The 19,802-nt window shown below is 66.1% G+C and carries 17 protein-coding genes and 1 tRNA gene; 9 read left to right on the forward strand and 9 right to left on the reverse strand.

The genetic code is table 11. The annotated features are described in order from the left end of the window. Positions 1–56: 56 nt before the first annotated feature. From DK459_RS26185 to DK459_RS26210, 6 genes are read right to left on the reverse strand one after another with little or no spacing between them, the layout of a single operon-like run. Positions 57–1,037 carry a siderophore ABC transporter substrate-binding protein gene (locus DK459_RS26185; protein ID WP_070541514.1) on the reverse strand — a complete coding sequence of 327 codons (981 nt, stop codon included), beginning with the start codon at positions 1,035–1,037 and terminating at the stop codon, positions 57–59. After that, the gene (locus DK459_RS26190) at positions 1,034–1,810 is read right to left on the reverse strand and encodes an ABC transporter ATP-binding protein (RefSeq protein ID WP_054440417.1); all 777 of its coding nucleotides are present in this window, start codon (positions 1,808–1,810) and stop codon (positions 1,034–1,036) included. Before DK459_RS26190 ends, DK459_RS26185 begins: the two co-directional genes overlap by 4 nt. Next, a complete protein-coding gene (locus tag DK459_RS26195) occupies positions 1,807–2,730 on the reverse strand; it encodes an iron chelate uptake ABC transporter family permease subunit (RefSeq protein ID WP_070541531.1) in 924 nt (307 codons plus the stop codon). Before DK459_RS26195 ends, DK459_RS26190 begins: the two co-directional genes overlap by 4 nt. Before the next feature lie 20 nt (positions 2,731–2,750). Then, positions 2,751–3,692: an ABC transporter permease gene (locus DK459_RS26200; RefSeq protein WP_049052721.1), complete on the reverse strand. Its 942-nt coding sequence runs from the start codon at positions 3,690–3,692 to the stop codon at positions 2,751–2,753. Continuing rightward, positions 3,692–5,458, reverse strand: a complete 1,767-nt coding sequence (locus DK459_RS26205; protein WP_070541511.1) for an ABC transporter ATP-binding protein — start codon at positions 5,456–5,458, stop codon at positions 3,692–3,694. Before DK459_RS26205 ends, DK459_RS26200 begins: the two co-directional genes overlap by 1 nt. Beyond that, complete coding sequence (locus DK459_RS26210) at positions 5,452–7,245, reverse strand: ABC transporter ATP-binding protein (protein ID WP_070541508.1); 1,794 nt, start codon at positions 7,243–7,245, stop codon at positions 5,452–5,454. The genes DK459_RS26205 and DK459_RS26210 overlap by 7 nt, the downstream gene beginning before the upstream one ends. 133 nt (positions 7,246–7,378) lie before the next feature. Between DK459_RS26210 and DK459_RS26215 the strand changes: the two genes are divergently transcribed. Further along, entirely contained in the window at positions 7,379–8,008 is a 630-nt protein-coding gene (locus DK459_RS26215) for a TetR/AcrR family transcriptional regulator (protein WP_006389111.1), read from the forward strand. 155 nt (positions 8,009–8,163) lie between these two features. Here the strand turns inward: DK459_RS26215 and DK459_RS26220 are convergent. Then, positions 8,164–8,254 (reverse strand) — tRNA-Ser (locus tag DK459_RS26220). 257 nt (positions 8,255–8,511) lie between these two features. On the opposite strand from DK459_RS26220, the gene DK459_RS26225 reads away from it, so the two are divergent. The 3 genes from DK459_RS26225 (at position 8,512) to yaaA (ending at position 11,525) form a co-directional block, all read left to right on the forward strand. Next, entirely contained in the window at positions 8,512–9,807 is a 1,296-nt protein-coding gene (locus DK459_RS26225) for a cation:proton antiporter (protein WP_223203293.1), read from the forward strand. A 148-nt stretch (positions 9,808–9,955) separates the two neighbouring features. Beyond that, on the forward strand, positions 9,956–10,738 hold the full coding sequence (locus DK459_RS26230) for a 3-hydroxybutyrate dehydrogenase (protein ID WP_006389113.1): 783 nt from the start codon (positions 9,956–9,958) through the stop codon (positions 10,736–10,738). A gap of 16 nt (positions 10,739–10,754) precedes the next feature. After that, the gene (gene yaaA / locus DK459_RS26235) at positions 10,755–11,525 is read left to right on the forward strand and encodes a peroxide stress protein YaaA (protein ID WP_020924859.1); all 771 of its coding nucleotides are present in this window, start codon (positions 10,755–10,757) and stop codon (positions 11,523–11,525) included. Between the two features lie 76 nt (positions 11,526–11,601). Here the strand turns inward: yaaA and DK459_RS26240 are convergent, their stop codons facing one another. Further along, entirely contained in the window at positions 11,602–13,824 is a 2,223-nt protein-coding gene (locus DK459_RS26240; RefSeq protein ID WP_054440407.1) for an FUSC family membrane protein, read from the reverse strand. Between the two features lie 440 nt (positions 13,825–14,264). Here DK459_RS26240 and DK459_RS26245 point away from each other — a divergent pair, with 440 nt between their 5' ends. From DK459_RS26245 to pssA, 4 genes are all read left to right on the forward strand, one after another. Then, the gene (locus tag DK459_RS26245; RefSeq protein WP_255412927.1) at positions 14,265–16,034 is read left to right on the forward strand and encodes an acetolactate synthase 3 catalytic subunit; all 1,770 of its coding nucleotides are present in this window, start codon (positions 14,265–14,267) and stop codon (positions 16,032–16,034) included. A gap of 10 nt (positions 16,035–16,044) precedes the next feature. Continuing rightward, on the forward strand, positions 16,045–16,536 hold the full coding sequence (gene ilvN / locus DK459_RS26250; RefSeq protein WP_006389117.1) for an acetolactate synthase small subunit: 492 nt from the start codon (positions 16,045–16,047) through the stop codon (positions 16,534–16,536). A gap of 70 nt (positions 16,537–16,606) precedes the next feature. After that, complete coding sequence (ilvC, locus tag DK459_RS26255) at positions 16,607–17,623, forward strand: ketol-acid reductoisomerase (protein WP_006389118.1); 1,017 nt, start codon at positions 16,607–16,609, stop codon at positions 17,621–17,623. 235 nt (positions 17,624–17,858) lie between these two features. Continuing rightward, positions 17,859–18,632, forward strand: a complete 774-nt coding sequence (gene pssA / locus DK459_RS26260) for a CDP-diacylglycerol--serine O-phosphatidyltransferase (protein WP_006389119.1) — start codon at positions 17,859–17,861, stop codon at positions 18,630–18,632. A 60-nt stretch (positions 18,633–18,692) separates the two neighbouring features. On the opposite strand, the gene DK459_RS26265 is transcribed toward pssA, so the two are convergent. After that, complete coding sequence (locus tag DK459_RS26265) at positions 18,693–19,211, reverse strand: hypothetical protein (protein ID WP_020924856.1); 519 nt, start codon at positions 19,209–19,211, stop codon at positions 18,693–18,695. Between the two features lie 318 nt (positions 19,212–19,529). Here DK459_RS26265 and rpsO point away from each other — a divergent pair, with 318 nt between their 5' ends. Continuing rightward, positions 19,530–19,799 carry a 30S ribosomal protein S15 gene (gene rpsO / locus DK459_RS26270; protein ID WP_006223612.1) on the forward strand — a complete coding sequence of 90 codons (270 nt, stop codon included), beginning with the start codon at positions 19,530–19,532 and terminating at the stop codon, positions 19,797–19,799. Positions 19,800–19,802 lie beyond the last annotated feature (3 nt).

Consider the following 19,802-nt stretch of genomic DNA (forward strand, 5'->3'; position numbering starts at 1 on the left):
ACGAGTGAGATCGAGAATCGTTTATCAAAGAGCCGGCCAGGAAAAACGGCCGGGTTTCAGTCCTGGTAGCCCTTGATGACGTCGTCGATCACCAGCTGCAACGAAGTCACGCTGGCGGCGGTGGTGTACCAGGCGTCGGCGTCGACGAACACCACGCGGCCGTTCTTCCAGGCATTGGTCTGCCGCAGCAGCGGGTTGCTCATGCGCTCGGCATCCATGACCGGGCGCCGTTCCATGACCGCGGTACGGTCGACCACGTACAGGATGTCGGGATTGGCTTGCTGAATGAACTCGCTGGAAATCGGCTGGCCGTGCAGGCTGGAATCGACGAGGGTGCTGGCGGGCTTGACGCCCAGCGCGTCGAAGACGAAGGCGTAGCGCGACTGCACGCCGAAGGAGCTGAAGGCCCCGTTGTTGAACATCACGATCATGGCCCTCTCGGGACGGCCTTCCGTCACGCGGCGGGCGGCTGCCACTTTGGCATCGAGTTCGGCAGCCTTGCGGCGGGCCACGTCCTCTTTGCCGAAGAGACGTCCCAGCGTCATCAGGTGATCTTTGATGACGGCGAGGTGCTGGCCCTTGCTGTTGCCGAAGTCCACATCGAAATGCAGCGTCGGGGCGATTTCGGTCAGTTCACGGTAATGGTTGGCCTGGATCGGGGAGATCAGGATCAGGTCGGGCTTGAGCGCGTGCACCCGTTCCAGGTTGGGCTGGACGATGGCGCCCAGGTCCAGCACGCTGGCGTCTTCCTTGTAGCGCGCGAGGAAGTGCGGCACATAGTCCTTGGTCATGCCCACGATCGGCACGCCCAACTGGTCGAGCGTATCGGCTTCGTTCATGTCCAGCACCGCGACGCGCCGGGGCGGGCGCGTGATCGTGGTCGTGCCCAGCTTGTGGGTGATGCTGATGGGCGAGTCGAATGCCGGCGAGGCCTGCGCCGCCTGGGGCGGCTGGGCGGGCTTGTCGCCGCACGCTTGCAGGACGACCATCGCGATTATTGCCAGGCCCACGGCGCGGCAGGTGCTTTTCCAGCTCATATCGGAACTCCGGATGGATTGAAGTAGTTGCAGAGACAGCCGCGTTCGTTGCGCAAGACCTCGAAATCCAGCTCGTACAGCGCGCGCAGGCGCGGCTCGGTCACCACCTGCGCCGACGGGCCGCAGCCATGCAGGGCGCCGTCCTTGAGCGCGACGATATGGTCGGAATAGTTGGCGGCGAAGTTGATGTCGTGGATCACCAGGATCACGGTGCGGCGTTGCTCGTCGCACAGGCGACGCAGCGCCCGCATGATCTGCACGGCATGCTTCATGTCGAGGTTGTTCAGCGGTTCGTCCAGCAGCAGCACATCCGTCTGCTGCGCGATCGTCATCGCCAGGAACGCCATCTGGCGCTGGCCGCCGCTGAGTTCATCGAGGTTGGCATCGCGTAGCGGCGTCAGGCTCAGGAAATCGATGGCTGAGTCGACCGCGTTGCGGTCGGCGGCCGTCAGCGTGCCGCGGCTGTAGGGGAAGCGGCCGAAGGCGACCAGCTCCTGCACCGTCAGGCGCAGGTCGAACCCCGGCGCCTGGCGCAGGGTGGCGACGCGCCGCGCGTACTCGGCGATCCGCAAGTTCGTCACCGGCTGCCCGTCGAGCAGGATCTCGCCGCCGCTGGGTTCCAGCAGCCGCGCCATCAGCATCAGCAGCGTGGATTTGCCGGCGCCGTTGGGCCCGATCAGCGAGGTCACGCGCCGCGCCGGGAATTCGGCGTCGATGCCGTCCAGGACGGTTCTGGCGCCGTAGGTCTTGCGAAGATTGCGGACGGTGATCATGGCGTGGCTCGGCCTCGGAACGTCAGGGTAAGGAAGTACGCGCCGCACACCAGGTTGACGAGGATGCTGACCGAGGTCTTGTAGTTGAAGGCGTGTTCGACCAGCAGCTGGGCGACGATGAATACGGCAATCGCGACGCCGCACCCCAGGGGCAGCGTGATCCTGTGCCGGTTGCTGCCCGCCACCGCGTAGGCGATGTTGGCGACAAAGATGCCCATGAAGGCCGTGGGCCCGATGAGGCTGGTCGATACCGCCACCAGAATGGCGATCAGCGCCAGGTAGCGACGGACATATCGGGCATGGTGCACGCCCAGCGACATCGCCTGGTCGCGGCCAAGCGCCAGCACGTCGAGCGCGGGCGGGCCGCCGCGAGCCGCGAAGCACACCGCCGCCAGCGCCACCGTTGCGTAGAGCAGGGTTTCGGTCGTCGCTCGATTGAACGAGGCGTAGCCCAGTCCCTGGAACACGGCGAATTCGCCCGGGCTGATGCGCAGCTGAACGAACTGCGTGAAAGTCGTGATCACCATCGTCAGCACCAGGCCGAGCAGCAGCATCCGGTACACATCGTTGCCGCCGCGCAGCAGCCAGCGATGCACCACCCAGGAATAGGCCAGCATCAGCCCCACCGAAACCAGGAAGTTTCCGGCTACGCCGAGCATCGCCATGCCGTGCGTGCCCATCAACAGAAGCAGCAGCGACTGCCACAGCAGATACACCGCCTCGTAGCCCATCACGGCGGGCGTCAGGATGCGGTTGCCGGCAAGCGTCTGAAAGACGATGGCCGAAAGCGCGACGCAGATGCCGCCGACGACGATGGCCGCCAGGCGGATCAGGCGCTTGGGAATCACGTAGCCGAAGTCCCCCCCGGCGCCCGCGAATACGAAGGCGATTGCCAGGGCGGCCAATGCCAGGCCGAACATCCAGAACCGGGGCGCGCGCTTCACCGCAACCCCCGCAGGATCAGGACCAGGAACATGACGCCGCCCACGCCGCCGGCCGTCAGGCCAATGGGCACTTCGAACGGGTGGATGAGCAGGCGGCCGATGATGTCGCAGGCGAGCAGCAGCGATGCGCCGCCCAGCGCGACGATGGGAAGCGTGCGGCCGAGGTTCTCGCCGTAGCGCAGTGCCACCAGGTTGGGCACGACCAGTCCGACGAATGGAATCGCGCCGACGATGATGACCGTTACGGACACCGTCACCGCGACCAGCACGAGGCCCAGCGCCGCGGTAGCCGCATAACCGAGCCCCAGGCTGGATGCCATGTCCTCGCCCATGCCGAGCACGGTGAAGCGATGCGCGTACAGATAGGCCAGGGCGACGATGGGCAGGACCAGATAGATGATCTCGTAATGGCCCTGAACGACGCGCGAGAAATCGCCCAGCAGCCAGCCCTGCATGCTTTGCAGGATGTTGTGGCGATAGGCGTAGAACTCGGCCACGGCGCTGAGCACGCTGCCGTACATCAGGCCGATGACCGGAACCAGTACCGTATTGCGCCAGCGAATGCGGCGAATGATGCCTACGTAGAGCAGGCTGGAGGCCAGGCAGAACACCAGCGCGAACAGCATGCGGCTCGTCGTGCCGGCCGCCGGCGCCAGCGTCAGCGACACCAGGATGCCGAGCTTGGCGGCATCCAGCCCACCGGAAGTGCCGGGTTCGACGAAGCGATTGCGCACGATGTGCTGCAGGATGACGCCGCAGACCGACAGGCCTACGCCGGTCAGCACCACGGCCGCCAGGCGTGGCAGGCGGCTGGCCGTCAGCGTCAGCCAGGCGTCGCCCGATCCGGCAAGCGCCTGCGACCACGCCACCGGGCTGGAGCCGACCAGCAGGGAGACGCCGCACAGGATGGCCAGCAGGCAGCACAGGCGCGCGGGCATCAGCGTTCCCGACCGGGCGCCGCCGGCGCGATGCGCCAGCCCTTGGCGGCCTGGCGCTGGGCCAGGAAACGGGCGTAGTGCCCTGCGCTTGCGCGCAACTGCGCGGGCGTTCCCGATTCGGCGATCAGGCCGTCTTCCAGTACCACGATCTGGTCGGCCATGGACACGGTGGATAGCTGGTGCGCGATCACGATGAGGGTGCGCCGGCCACGCAATCGCGCCAACGTGTCGGCGATGGCCGCCTGGTTCTCGGCGTCGAGCGCGGCAGTGGCTTCGTCCACCAGCAGGATGGGCGCATTCTTGATCAAAGCGCGCGCAATGGCGATGCGCTGCCGTTCTCCGCCGGACAACCGCGCGCCGCCTTCGCCGACCGGCGTCTCCAGCCCTTGCGGCAGGCGCTCGATGATCTCGGTCACGCCGGCCAGGCGCGCGGCTTCCATGAGGTCGGCGTCGCTCGCTTCGGGCCGGCCGAGGCGGATGTTGTCGGCAATGCTGCCGGTGAACAGATAGCTGTCCTGGAAAATCTGGCTGATCTGGCCCGCCAGTTGCGTCTGCGACATGTCGCGTACGTCGACCCCGCCCACCCGCACGCTGCCCTGGTCGGCGTCGAAGAAGCGCGCAATCAGGCGTACCAACGTGGTCTTGCCCGAGCCGGACGCGCCGATCAGTGCCGTCATGCTGCCGGGAGCGACACACAGGTTCACGCCGCGCAGCACATCGGTCTGGCCGGGCGCGTAGCGGAAGCAAACGTCGCGTAGTTCCACGCCGGCGTCCCGCGGCGGCCGCGGCGCTTGCGCCGCCGGCAACGGCGGGACGGCCAGCAGTTCGCGTATGGCGTCGAGCTGGCCGCGCGCGCCGCGCAGCGCTTCGCCGTAGGCGGCGACTTCCAGCAGCGGGTCGATGTAGCGGCCCACCAGCAGCAGTGAGACGACAAGCGCGACGATCTCGGCAGCTGCCAGCGGGTTTGCCAGTTGGACATTGAGCCATAGCGTCGCCGCGACCAGCAGCGCGGCGAACACCGCCTGCACGGCCCAGGCATTGAGAACCGAGGACAGGGATGACAGCAGGATCAGTCGCGTGCCGGAGCGCTGTTGCCGCGCCACGGCCTGCTCGACGAAGCGGGCGCCGGCGCCGTCGCCGTTGAAGGCGCGCAGCACCGACTGGGCCTGCGCGAACTCGACCATGCGCTGGCTGGTATCGGCGAAGTGGCGATGGAAGGCCCGGTCCGCGCGCCCCGACAACCGTCCACTCAGCGCGAGCACGCCGGCCAGCAAGGGCAGGGCCGCCAGCGCGATCAGGCCCAGTTGCCAGTGCAGCGCGAGCAGGACGGCCACGATGACCACCGGCGTCACCAGACCGCCGATCACGGGCGTGAAGACATGCGCCGGCAATTGAGCCACCGCCATCATGCCCTGGGTGATCAGGTGCCCCAACCAGGCAGTGTTGTCGGCAGTGAACCAGCCCACGGGCAAACGCGCGACGTGGTCGCCCAGTCGCTGGCGCCCGCCTTGCAGCACGCAGACGCCAACGCGCACACCGGCCTGTTCCACATAGCGCCGGCCGATCCAGCAGAGCGCGACCCCGGCCAGCAGTAACGCCAGCCAAGGCAGCGCCGCGCGCGCATCGCCCGCCAGCAGATGGCTGAGCACGGGTACCTGCGCGCTGATGGTCAGGCCGCACAGCAGGCTGTAGGCCACGGCCTGGCAGGCATAGCGGCGCAAGAGGACGGCATCCGGGCCCAGCAATTGCAGCAATGTTCTCAGCATGACGCCTCCTGCAAAGGGGCGCCCGCGTGGCCGCCCAGCCGCCACATGCGCGCATAGCGGCCCTGGCGAGCCAGCAGTTGTTGGTGCGTGCCTTGCTCGACGATCACGCCGCGGTCGAGCACCAGGATGCGATCGGCGTGCATGACGGTATCGAGGCGATGGGCGATGACCAGCACGGTGCGGCCGCGCGCGAAGCGCGACAGCGCGTCCTGGATCGCCACCTCGTTGCCGGCATCCGCGGCGGCGGTGGCTTCGTCCAGAACCAGCACCGGTGCGTCCAGCAACACTGCGCGGGCAATGCTCACGCGCTGGCGTTCGCCGCCGGACAGCTGCGCATCCTCGCCCACCACCGAGTCGTAGCCTCGTGGCAGGGCCAGGATACGTTCATGGATGTTGGCCGCGCGCGCCGCGTCCTCGACTTCGCGTCGGCTTGCCGAAGGCCGTCCCAAGGCGATGTTGTCGTGGAGACTGGCGTGGATCAGGCGCACATCTTGCAGCACGAAGCCGATATGGCGGTACAGCCGCGACGTCTCGATCTGCCGCAGGTCGACGCCGCCGAGCATGATGCGCCCATCGGTCGGGTCGAAAAAGCGCAGCAGCAATCGCGCCAATGTCGATTTGCCCGAACCGGAGGGACCGACGATCGCCGTCACCGAGCCCGGTTCCAGGGTGAAACCGAGATTCGTCAGCGCCGGCTGTTCGGCGTCATAGGCGTAGCTGACGTTTTCGAAACGGACCTCGTGGCCCGTCGGCGGGCTGTGCCGATCGGGCGAGGGCGCCGCCAGCATCGGCGTTCGCAGCAGCGCCTGGACGCGCTGGGCGGCGCCAGCGGCATTACCCAGGTCGTGCAGCAGCGTGTGGAGCAGCAGGACCGGGGCGCAGATGCCCGGCGCCACCAGGGCGAACGGCAGCAGCTCGAGCGGCGTCATCCAGCCCAGCCCCACGAACAATGCGCCGCAGGCCAGCACCAGGCCCAGCACGGTCACCGGCGCGATCATGGCATGGGCATGCGCCATGGCCACGACCAGCGGGCGGGTGAAATCCGCGAATGCCTCGGCAAAGGCGTCAACGGCCTTGCGATACCCGTCATGTGCGCGGCCGTCTGCGCCGAATGCCTTGACCACCGGAATGCCGCTGACGAATTCGATCGTCGCGCTGTTGACCCGTCCAAGGCGGGTGACGAAGGCCTGCATGTTGGCGCCGCTGGCCCGCATGGCGCGGCGCAGGAACAGGAAGAAGCCGGGAAACGGCAACAGCGCGACGATCGCAAGGCGCCAATCCATGGCGAACAGGTAGAGCACGGAGATCAGGATCGCGCCGCCCGCGCGTCCCACCGCGGTGTAGAAGTGCGCGGTCAGGCTGTGCAGGGTGGCGATGTCGTCCTGCATGGCCTGCTTGACCTCGCCCGAGGCGCGGCTGGTGAACCACCCCAGCGGAACCCGCGCCAGCCGGTGCATGACAGCCAGGCGCAGTTGGGCAGTGAGCCGGTTGTCGGCCAGGTGGGCGAGCAGCTCACCGGCCAAGACCAGCGTCATGCCGGCCAGCAGGCATACGGCGCTGGCGATGGCGACCCGCCAGATTTCATCCCGCGTCGACGCCGCCGCGGCGTGCTCGCCCAGGGCGAGTTGCGCGATATGCGCGATGCCCGCCAAAGGCGCGAGCGTCAGCATCGTGCCGATGGCGGCGCAGAGGGCGGCGAGAGCCAGGCGTGCGCGGATGGGTCGCAACAACAGGCTGATCGGGCCGGATTTCTGGGGCGGGGCCGCAGCCGTATCGCGCGTGCTCATGCAAAGAATAAGGCGTCTGAATAATTAGTTGCATGACTATAAACTAAATAAGAGTTACTTGCATCCAACTAAACTAAATGGACAGGCGGATCAAAGTTATTGCGGGTCCGTCGCCATCAGCGGGAATTGCCATATGAAATCGTCACCCCGGTCCGCGGCGCGCGGGCGTCCACCCTCCATCACGCGCGAACGGATCGCGGACGCGGGCATCGCCATCGGCCTGCCGAACATCACCTTCGTCGGCGTTGCCGCGGCGCTGGGGGTCAGCCACATGGCGCTCTACAAGCATGTGCCCAGCCTGGAGGCGCTCAAGCACCTGGTGGCCGAGGAGATCTTCAGCCGCTGGCGAATCCCGCTGCCCTGTGATGACGGACGCAGCGGGTTGAAGGAATACCTGCTCGCGTTCTCGGCGTCGGCCCAGCAATTGGTCAAGCAGAATCTCGGACTGACACCCTACGTGCTGCGCCGGTTGGCCGCGACGCCGCCCATGCTCGTCAAGATCGATGAGCACCAGAGCCGCATCGCGCGCATCTACGGCATTCCGAAAGAGCAGGCGCGCTGGCTGCTGGCCACGGTGGCGTTCCATTGCATCGCGGTGGCGGACACGGTGTATTCGGTGGCGGGCCGCGAACCACTGGTCGAGGCCGAACGCGCGGCGGAAGAGGCCGAGATGGAGGCGGAATTCGCGCAGGGCATGCATGCGCTGATCATGGGCGCGCTCGCCATGCTCGATGCCGGGGCGGTGCCTCAGGCGCAGGGCTGAGGCATGGGCGCCCCTGCCCGCAGGCCCGCTGGCTGGATATGGTCGGATATGGTCGACACGCCCGGCCAACAAAAAACCCGCACAAGCGGGGCTTATGCGGGTCGTCTGTGTTTTTGCTTGCCTACGAGACCGCGGTGGGGCTCACAAGCCAAAACTGGCGGAGAGGGTGGGATTCGAACCCACGGTACGGGGATACCGTACGCCTGATTTCGAGTCAGGTACATTCGACCACTCTGCCACCTCTCCGTGGCTGGGTTCCGCAACGGTGAAATTCCAGTGGCCGGCGCCGGGCTTGAGCCCATCGGCGGTTCCTGGTTTCCCACGATCAGATCCCTGGTCGGAAGAATCTGCGTTGTCGGAGCAGCGAAGCCCGCAATTCTACAGCAAAAAAAAGTTTTGTGTAAAGCCCGTCGAGATCGGCGGCTACAGCGGGTTTCATCCGCTTCCCAGCTGGGCAATCCTTGCGCAGAATCGGGTTGTTCCGACCCGTCCGTTTCGCGCCGATGAACCTGATTCTCATCCTGTTGCTGGCCGCCGTCCTGTGCGTGCCCCTGACCCAACGGCTGGGGCTGGGCGCGATCCCGGGCTATCTGGTGGCCGGCGTGCTGGTCGGGCCGTCCTGCCTGAAGCTGGTGACGGACGTGAGCGATATGGTCAACGTCTCGCAATGGGGCGTGGTGATGATGCTGTTCGTCATCGGCCTGGAGTTGGCGCCCAAGCGCCTGTGGGCCATGCGCCGCGAAGTGTTCGCGCTGGGCGCGATGCAGATGCTGGCCTGCGGCATGCTGCTGGGCCTGGTGTTCGGCGCGGCCCTGCGGCACATGGCAGGCATGGGATGGCAGGCGGCGGTCCTGTGCGGCCTGTCGCTGGCGCTGTCGTCGACGGCGGTGGCGCTGCGGCTGCTGGAGGAGCGCGGCCTGACGCGCACGCCCATGGGCAGGTCGGCGCTGGGGGTGCTGTTGTTCCAGGACATGGCGGCAATCCCGATGCTGGTGGCGGCGGGGCTGTTGGGCGCGGGCGGCGCATCGGCGCCGTCCTTCAAGGAAGCGCTGGTCGCCGTCGCGGTGGTGGCGGTGGCCTACCGTTTGCGCCTCCTGGGCTGGGCAGCCAAGGCGCAGCTGAAGGAATTGTTCACGGCGGCGGCGCTGCTGATGGTGGTGGGCACCGCCCAGCTGTTCGACTATGCGGGCTTGTCGGCCGGCCTGGGCGGTTTCCTGGTCGGCGTGCTGATGGCCGAATCGCGCTACCGCGACGAGTTGGAAACCGCCATCGAGCCCTTCAAGGGGTTGCTGCTGGGCCTGTTCTTCGTCGCGATCGGCATGTCCGTGAACCTGAGCGTGGTCGCGGAGCACTGGGCCTTCATCCTGGCGGGGGTGAGCGCGCTGCTGGCGGTCAAGGTGGCGGTGCTGTATGGCTTTGCGCGCGTGCTCGGCCTGCCCCGCTACCACCGCCTGTTGTTCGCGATGGTGCTGGCGCAGGGCGGCGAATTCAGCTTCGCGATCTTCAACGAAGCCTGGGACAACCACTTGATGGACCTGGATCAGCGCGACGTGCTGGCGGTGGTGGTGGCGGTGTCGATGGGAGTGGTGCCCATCCTGATCAAGCTCCTCGAACGGGTGCCCGAACGCCTGGGCGGCATGGCGGACCTGCCCGAGCCGGAGCCGGACCCGGACCCGGCGACGGCCGGCGGGCGGCCGGATGCGTCGCCGCGCGTAGCGCCGCCAACCGCGTCGGATACGGTGGCGGATACAGAGACGGATACAGCGACGGATACGGCGCCGGGCCGGCCGCGCGCTTGACCCCGCGCGCCGTGGGGGCATGGCATCATGGGCGCCTTGCCGGGCAGCTACACTTGACGCAGTTTTTCAGTCCGTGTTTCGCCCACGGCGCCGGCCGGCGTGTTCCGGCCGCCGTCCGCCCTTCGCGCCCCGCCACAGGAGAACATCTATGCTCAAAGGAAAAGTCGCAGTCGTCACCGGTTCCACCAGCGGGATCGGCCTGGGTATCGCCACCGCGCTGGCCGCGCAGGGCGCCGATATCGTGCTGAACGGTTTCGGCGACGCCGCCGAGATCGAAAAGGTCCGCGCCGGCCTGGCCGCCCAGCATGGCGTCAAGGTGCTGTACGACGGCGCCGACCTGTCCAAGGGCGACGCCGTGCGCGGCCTGGTCGACAACGCGGTGCGCCAGATGGGCCGCATCGACATCCTGGTCAACAACGCCGGCATCCAGCACACCGCGCTGATCGAGGATTTCCCCACCGAAAAATGGGATGCGATCCTGGCGCTGAACCTGTCGGCCGTGTTCCACGGCACCGCCGCCGCGCTGCCACACATGAAGAAGCAGGGCTTCGGCCGCATCATCAACATCGCCTCGGCGCACGGCCTGGTGGCTTCGGCCAACAAGTCGGCCTACGTCGCCGCCAAGCACGGCGTGGTCGGCTTCACCAAGGTGACCGCGCTGGAAACCGCCGGCCAGGGCATCACCGCCAACGCCATCTGCCCGGGCTGGGTGCGCACCCCGCTGGTCGAAAAACAGATCTCGGCGCTGGCCGAGAAGAACGGCGTCGACCAGGAAACCGCCGCGCGTGAACTGCTCGGCGAAAAGCAGCCGTCGCTGCAGTTCGTCACGCCCGAACAACTGGGCGGCACGGCCGTCTTCCTGGCATCCGATGCCGCCGCGCAAATCACCGGCACCACCGTCTCCGTCGATGGCGGCTGGACGGCGCGCTGATCAAAGGAATCTTCGAATGCTGTTTCTGCTTTCCCCCGCCAAGAAGCTGGACTACGACTCGCCGGTGCATGTCGAGACCCATACCCAGCCGCTGTTCGTGGATCAGGCCGCCGCCCTGATCAAGGTGCTCAAGACCAAGACCGCGGACGATATATCCGAACTGATGAGCCTGAGCCCGGCGCTGTCCGAGCTCAATGTGCAGCGGTATGCGCATTGGAAGCGCACCTTCACGCAGGCCAATTCGCGCCAGGCCGTGCTGGCTTTCAACGGCGACGTGTACGAAGGCCTGGAGGCCTCGACGCTGTCGGCCAAGCAGCTGGACTGGGCCCAGGAACACGTGGCCATCCTCAGCGGCCTGTACGGCGTGCTGCGGCCGCTGGACCTGATGCAGCCGTACCGCCTGGAAATGGGCACGCGCCTGGAAACGTCCAAGGGCAAGAACCTGTACGAATACTGGGGCAGCGGCATCGCCGACTACCTGAACGAACGCCAGGCCGGGCAGAAGGCGCCGGTCATCGTCAACCTGGCGTCCGAAGAGTATTTCAAGGCGGTCGACCTGAAGGCGCTCAAGGCGCGCGTGGTGCAGTGCGTGTTCCAGGACTGGAAGAACGGCGCCTGGAAGATCATCAGCTTCCACGCCAAGCGCGCGCGCGGCCTGATGGCGCGCTACGCAATCCTGCACAAGGTGTCCAAGCCCGAAGGCCTGCACGGCTTCGACCTGGAAGGCTACAAGTACGACGCCTCGGCCTCGACCGAGGACAAGCTGGTGTTCCGCCGCAAGCTCTGAGCGGGACGCGGGTAGCGCGGAAAACCGGCCCCGAAAGGGCCGGTTTTTTTGTTCCCGCGAAGCGCGGCGGCTCGATTCAGGCTGGCGCCGCGACCGGCGGCGCGTGCTGCGGATCGGCCAGCGCCAGCAGTTCCTGGCGGATCATGTGCGCGGCCTTGATCATTTGCTTGACCGGATAGACCAGCGCCGCCTGCTCGCCTTCGGTGTCGAACTGAGTGGGCAGGTCGGCGGGGGCCTGCGCGCGGTTCTCGTCGAGCAGGTCGGCCATGCCGGTGAGCGCGCGCTGCACCGCCTCGGGCGTGGCGGGCAGGGCGGCCAGGATGGGAATGGCGGCGGTGATCTGCGAGGCCAGCACGTGGTTCTGGATCAGCAGGTTGTTCAGCTCGGGCACGCTGACCTGGTGCGACTTGGGCTCGCTCATCATGCGATAGAAGGCCTCGGCGAAATTGCTGAAGGCGATGTGCACGTTCTTGCGCGCCAGGCGCCAGGCGATGTCGGCGTCGGTGACCGCGGGCGTCGCGTCGGCGGCCGCGCCCATCGGCGCGCCGTGTGCCTGCATCGCTTCCACGTAGCGCATGCCTGCCATCAGGTATTCACGATTGGCGCGCGTGGCGGCGGCGGCCAGCGGCTTGAGGTAGCGCGCTTCCCACCAGGGCAGGATGTAGCTGCACACCAGCGCCAGCGTGCAGCCGATCAGCGTATCGATGGCGCGTTCGCCGATCACCGCCATCGACACCGTGCCGGGCGAGACGAAGTGGAACACCAGCACCACGAACAGGGTGTTGAAGATGGCGCTGGCCATGTAGTTCAGCTGCACCATGCTGTTGCCCATGACGCAGGCGCCCAGCAGCACCGCGAACAGGATCTCGGGGCGGTCGGTGACGTTGAACAGCAGCAGCGCGCAGATGCAGCCGATCAGCGTGCCCATCAGGCGCCAGCCGTTGCGCTGGCGGGTCAGCGCGAAGCCCGGCTTCATGATGATGACGATGGTCAGCATGATCCAGTAGTTGTGCGCCGAGAACGCCGGCGACAGCCAGCGGCTGGCCAGCGTCATGGCGATGGCGGCCGCCGCGGTCACGCGCAGCGCATAGCGAAAGTGCGGCGAATCCAGGCGCAGGTTGCTGGTCAGCAGGCCGAAGCGGAATTCCTGGCGCGAGATGAAGCGCGTCAGCGACTTGTTGATGCGCAGCACGTCGGTGGGCTTGGCGTGGGGCGAGGCGGCGGTGTGGTCGGCCAGGCGGTCGACGATGCGGGCCGAGTTGCGCAGCCGGCGCAGCACCTGCACGATCAGCGCCAGCATCTCGGGCTCGCGCTCGCCCAGGCCCTGCTGCTTGAGTTGTTCGATCTCGTACTCGATGGCGCGCAGTTCGGCCTTGGCGCTGCTGCGGTACTGCACCTTGCGGCCGCGCGACACGTCCAGCGCGATGCGGTTCAGCTCCAGCGACATCTTCACCAGCGCATCGCGCATGAACATCAGGCAATCGTTGCCGGCCAGCGCGCGCCGCAGCGCGGCGTAGTCGGTGTGGGTGGCCACCAGCGTATCCAGCAATTGCAGCATGTCGACGAACATGTTCCAGATCATCACGCGCTGGCGGTCGCCCAGGCCCTTGCCGCGGGGCAGGGCGCGCAGCACCATGTCGCGCGCCGCCTGGTGCTTTTCGGTCATGACGGACTGCCGCTGGATCAGGTTGCGGTAGGCCTCGTCCAGGTCGGCGGTTTCGTCGTAGAAGGCGGCGCGCGCGGCGACGTAGTCGGCGGTGGCGAACAGCGCCACCGACATCGCCTGCTGTTCTTCCCGCAGCCAGAACAGCCGCGAAAATCCCAGGCTGAATGCCACGTAGAACAGCGCCCCGCCCAGCGTCGCGGCGGCATGCGCCAGCACCTCGTGCGGTTCCAGCGGCGAATGCATGGTCAGCGTCATCAGCAGCAGGCCGGCAAAGCCGATCAGGCCGCCGCGCTTGCCGAACACCGTGAACATGGAATAGACGAAGCACTGCGCGATGACCACCAGCCAGATCAGCACCGGGTTGGTCGAGGCCAGACCGGTGATGATGACGGTCAGCGTGCCCAGCGCGGCGCCGCCCAGCATCTCGTTGGTGCGGTGCCGCTGCGGGCCCCCGGGCTGGTCGATGATGGCCAGGCACTGGGCGCCGAAGGTGGCGACAAGGCCGGTGGTGTAGTGGCCGAACAGCCCGCCCAGCACCAGTACCGGCAACAGCATGCCGACTCCCTGCCGCACCCCTCCGAAGAAGTAGTGGCTGTAGAGAAAGCGGCGAATGCTGGCAATGCGCAGATCCATGGACGGCGGGGCTCGAATCCGGGTGACGCGTCAAGTATAGAGAGAGCGGTCGCGTTTTAGGGGCCAGATGGTTACCAGACTTTCCCGCATGGCCGGGCGCGACTTCCGTGCAACGTCCGCGAAACCTCGATTTGCTAGCTTTGACGCAACGCGGTAAATTGCTCCACTTGCGCCGGTCTGCCTATCCGAAACCGGCGCGATGAGGCGGATGGCCAGGGTCACCTCCCAGCCATCCCGCAGCAGATACATTTGCCGTTGGCCGCGCCACAAGCGTGTGTTGCCAAGGCTTCCATTTCGACCTCCAGCGTCCCCCAGGGGCGTTTGCACTGCGTTCTGTCGAACGTGTGCCGGGTCGGCAGGGTGTCCGGGTGGCGTGGCTCCGTGAGCCGCTAAGCGCCGGATCATGTTGCCGTAGCCGGTATGGGTTCAGTTGCCGCCGTATCCGGGCGCGCAGCAGGCAGGGTTGCAGGGCCGGTTTTGAAAGGAATGACAACATGGAAATGAATGGCGCCGATATCGTCGTGCGCTGCCTGGCCGATGAAGGCGTGGAACACGTTTTCGGCTACCCTGGCGGCGCGGTGCTCTACATCTACGACGCGATTTTCAAGCAGGACAAATTCCAGCATATCCTGGTTCGTCACGAGCAAGCCGCCGTGCACGCGGCCGATGCCTATTCGCGCTCGTCGCAGAAGGTCGGCGTCTGCATCGTGACCAGCGGTCCGGGCGTGACCAATGCCGTCACCGGCATTGCCACCGCCTACATGGACTCCATCCCCATGGTCATCATCAGCGGGCAGGTGCCCACTGCGGCCATCGGCGAGGACGCTTTCCAGGAATGCGACACCGTCGGCATCACCCGTCCCTGCGTCAAGCACAACTTCCTGGTGCGTGACGTCAAGGACCTGGCCGAAACCATGCGCCGCGCGTTCTACATCGCGCGCACCGGCCGTCCCGGCCCGGTGCTGGTGGACATCCCCAAGGACATCACCGTCGCGCAGTGCAAGTACACCCCGCCCAAGGGCGAGATCTCGATGCGTTCCTATGCGCCCGTCAACAAGGGCCACCAGGGGCAGATCAAGAAAGCCGTGCAGATGCTGCTGGCCGCCGAGCGGCCGATGATCTACACCGGCGGCGGGGTCATCCTGTCGAACGCCGCGCCCGAGCTGAACAAGCTCGTCTCGCAATTGGGCGCGCCCTGCACCAGCACCCTGATGGGCCTGGGCGGCTTCCCGGCCAGCAGCGGCCAGTTCGTCGGCATGCCCGGCATGCACGGCACCTACGAGGCCAACATGGCGATGCAGCACTGCGACGTGCTGCTGGCCATTGGCGCCCGTTTCGACGACCGCGTGATCGGCAACCCCAAGCACTTCGCCCAGAACGCCCGCAAGATCATCCATATCGATATCGACCCGTCGTCGATCTCCAAGCGCGTGCGCGTGGACGTCCCGATCGTCGGCAACGTCAAGGATGTGCTGGCCGACCTGAGCGCGCAGTACGAGGCCGCCTCGGCCGAGCACAAGCCGGCTTCCATCGCCAAGTGGTGGGAGCAGGTCGAGACCTGGCGCGGCAAGGAATGCCTGAAGTTCGCCAATTCGGATGAAGTCATCAAGCCGCAGTTCGTGGTGGAAAAGCTCTGGGAAGTGACCGGCGGCGACGCCTTCGTCACCTCCGACGTGGGCCAGCACCAGATGTGGGCCGCGCAGTACTACAAGTTCGACAAGCCGCGCCGCTGGATCAATTCCGGCGGCCTGGGCACCATGGGCGTGGGCCTGCCGTACGCCATGGGCGTGCAGATGGCCAATCCGGGCCATGACATCGCCGTGATCACCGGCGAGGCCTCGATCCAGATGAACATCCAGGAACTGTCGACCTGCGCCCAGTACCGCCTGACGCCCAAGATCATCTGCCTGAACAACCGCTTCCTGGGCATGGTGCGGCAGTGGCAGCAGATCGACTACGGCTCGCGCTATTCCGAGTCGTACATGGATTCGCTGCCCGACTTCGTCAAGGTGGCCGAGGCCTACGGCCACGTGGGCCTGCGCATCGAGCGCCCGGCCGACGTCGAGCCGGCGCTGCGCGAAGCGTTCAAGAAACACAAGGAGCGCCTGGTCTTCCTGGACTTCATCACCGACCGCACCGAAAACGTGTGGCCGATGGTCAAGGCCGGCCGCGGGCTGACCGAAATGCTGCTCGGCTCTGAAGACCTGTAAGGAGGCCACCATGAAGCACGTGATTTCCGTCCTCCTCGAGAACGAGCCCGGCGCGCTGTCGCGCGTGGTCGGCCTGTTTTCGGCGCGGGGCTACAACATCGAGACCCTGACCGTGGCGCCGACCGAGGACGCCACGCTGTCGCGCATGACCATCGTCACCACCGGCTCGGATGAAGTCATCGAGCAGATCACCAAGCACCTGAACCGCCTGGTGGACGTGGTCAAGGTCGTGGACCTGACCGAAGGCGCGCACATCGAGCGCGAGCTGATGCTCGTGAAGGTGCGCGCGGTCGGCAAGGAACGCGAGGAAATGAAGCGCATGGCGGACATCTTCCGCGGGCGCATCATCGACGTCACCGACAAGTCCTACACCATCGAATTGACCGGGGTGCAGGAAAAAGTACAGGCCTTCCTGGAGGCCCTGGACCGCAGTGCCATTCTGGAAACCGTGCGCACCGGCGTGTCCGGCATCGGCCGCGGTGAACGGATCCTGAAGCTTTGACCGGCCTTCCAGGCCAAGCCGCACCCTACATCCCGAACCAACGAATATCCAAAAATATCTGGAGCACCCCATGAAAGTTTTCTACGACAAAGACTGCGACCTCTCCCTCATCAAAGGCAAGACCGTTGCCATCATCGGCTACGGCTCGCAAGGCCACGCCCATGCCCAGAACCTGAATGATTCGGGCGTGAAGGTCATCGTCGGCCTGCGCAAGGGCGGCGCCTCGTGGGACAAGGCCGCCAACGCCGGCCTGCAGGTCAAGGAAGTGGCGGAAGCCGTCAAGGCCGCCGACATCGTCATGATGCTGCTGCCCGACGAGAACATCGCCTCGGTCTACAACAAGGAAGTGCACGCCAACATCAAGGCCGGCGCCGCCCTGGCCTTCGCCCACGGCTTCAACGTCCACTACGGCCAGGTCGTGCCGCGCGAAGACATCGACGTCATCATGATCGCCCCGAAGGCCCCCGGCCACACGGTGCGCAACACCTACAAGCAGGGTGGCGGCGTGCCCCACCTGGTCGCTGTCTATCAGGACAAGTCGGGCGCCGCGCGCGACGTGGCCCTGTCGTACGCCAGCGCCAACGGCGGTGGCCGTGCCGGCATCATCGAAACCAACTTCCGTGAAGAAACCGAAACCGACCTGTTCGGCGAACAGGCCGTGCTGTGCGGCGGCACCGTCGAACTGATCAAGGCCGGTTTCGACACGCTGGTGGAAGCCGGCTACGCGCCCGAAATGGCGTACTTCGAGTGCCTGCACGAACTGAAGCTGATCGTCGACCTGATCTACGAAGGCGGCATCGCCAACATGAACTACTCGATCTCGAACAACGCCGAGTTCGGCGAGTACGAGACCGGCCCGAAGATCGTCACCGACGAAACCCGCAAGGCCATGCGCCAGTGCCTGACGGACATCCAGACCGGCGAATACGCCAAGAAGTTCATCCTGGAAAACGCCGCCGGCGCCCCGACGCTGACCTCGCGCCGCCGCATCAACGCGGAATCGCAGATCGAAGTGGTGGGCGGCAAGCTGCGCGCCATGATGCCCTGGATCGCCGCCAACAAGCTGGTGGACAAGTCCAAGAACTGATCCCGGTTTCCGCGCGGGGTTTGCGCCCCGCGCGCGCCGACGGCAAGCGGCATGCCTCGCGAGGGCATGCCGTTTTTCTTTGCGCGGAGAATGCGCGAGGCGGGCGCGTCAGCGGGGCGCGAGCGGGGCTTTTCGCGCCGGCGGGGCCAGATCGGCGCGGGCACGGCCCTTGCTGCGGCCCGTTGTGGGGCCAGATGAGTTAACCTTTCAATGTCTGTCGTAAGTAATTGAGACCATGCCCAATTTTTCCATGCGCGATTCCGAGAACCGCCACCGAAGCATCTACCTGCTGCCCAACGCATTCACCACCGCGGCGTTGTTCGCGGGGTTCTATGCCGTGGTGCAGGCCATGAACAACCGCTTCGAGGTCGCCGCCATCGCCATTTTCGTGGCCATGGTGCTGGACGGCATGGACGGCCGGGTGGCCCGCCTGACCAACACCCAATCCGCCTTCGGCGAGCAATACGATTCGCTGTCCGACATGACCTCGTTCGGCGTGGCGCCGGCGCTGGTGATGTACGAATGGATCCTGAACGACCTGGGGCGCTGGGGCTGGCTGGCGGCGTTCGTCTACGTCGCGGGAGCCGCGCTGCGCCTGGCGCGCTTCAACACCAATATCGCGGTGGTCGACAAGCGTTACTTCCAGGGGCTGCCGAGCCCGGCGGCGGCGGCATTGGTGGCCGGCTTCGTCTGGCTGGCGGTCGACAACAAGCTGCCGATCCACGACAGCGTGATGGCCTGGGTCGCGTTCACGCTGACCATGTACGCCGGCATCACCATGGTGTCGAACGCGCCGTTCTTCAGTGGCAAGAGCTTCGCCCTGGGCCGCAGCGTGCCGTTCTGGGGCATCCTGCTGGTGGTGGCGGTGTTCGTGTTCGTCTCCAGCGATCCCCCGGTGGTGCTGTTCGGCCTGTTCGTGCTGTACGGCTTTTCGGGCTGGGTGATCTGGGCCTGGCGCTGGAACCGCGCCCGCCGGCTGCAACAGGAGCGCCGCGGCCAGTCGTCCTGAGCCCGCCGCCCGGCAAAAGAAAAACCCGCCTGAATGAAGGCGGGTTTTTTCATGGGGGAATCAACGCCACATGAAGCGGTCATCGTCGTACATCGGGTCCGGGCCGGGATGGAAGTGCGTCACCCCGTTGCCGTCGCGGCCCATGTAGACGTACATCAGCGAATTCCAGACGCTGTTTTCCTTGTAGCGGTACGACCAGATCACCTCGCGTTTTTCGCCCAGGCCGGCCTGATCGATGCGGGCCGGCGGGCCGAACTCGCAGCGCACGCGCTCGGGGCTCCATTGGCCCTGTTCCAGCACCTTGAAGTGGGCGTCGGTCAGCAGCGGCACGACCCGGTCGACTCGGCCGTCGGCGCCGACGTTGGCGCCCCAGGCATACTGGCCCATGGGTTGCTGCGTCCAGATCACGCGGCGGCCGCCGTTGGCCTGCGGGCATTCGAAATTGGGACGGCCGAACTGGGCCTGGACGTCGGCCAGCGGGGTGCCGGGGGCGACCTGGGCAAGATTGGCACAGGCGGCCAGGCCGGCCAGGGCCGCGGCGGCCAGGGTGGTGCGGGCAAGTCTGTAATAATTTGACATATTATGGCTCCTGGTGCCTTCCGCGAGGGCGGCGGCGCGACGCCCGGCGGCGGGCCGGCGGTCTCACTGGGGTAATTCTAGCGAATCGGCTATAATCGTCAGGCTTTATCAAGTGTATTGATTTTGCAAGATGCTTTGCGCCGGCAACGGGGCTGGGCTGGACATGCGGCAAATGGGGCGCCAAGCCTTGTCTTGCGGCACTTCCAGGGTAGCCTTGAAGCAGCAGTGAGAACGCAATAACGCTTTTCGCCGGCCGCGATTTTTTTCCAAACCACGTCAGGGCGCCTCGGCCCTGTCGCATGTCCGAAGAGGTCATCAATGTCTGTAGCTGACATCAAGAAATCCGATATCGTTGCGCAGTTCCAACGCGCTCAAGGCGATACCGGCTCCCCCGAAGTCCAGGTGGCTCTGCTCACCGCCCGTATCAACGAACTGACCGGTCACTTCAAAGAACACATGAAGGACCATCACTCGCGCCGCGGTCTGCTGCGTATGGTCAGCCGTCGCCGCAAGCTGCTCGACTATCTCAAGGGCCGCAATCCCGATTCGTACCGCGCACTGATCGAAAAACTCGGTCTGCGCAAGTGATCG

The sequence above is a fragment of the Achromobacter sp. RW408 genome (assembly GCF_003184165.1).
In the GTDB taxonomy this organism is placed as follows: Bacteria; Pseudomonadota; Gammaproteobacteria; order Burkholderiales; family Burkholderiaceae_B; genus Achromobacter; species Achromobacter xylosoxidans.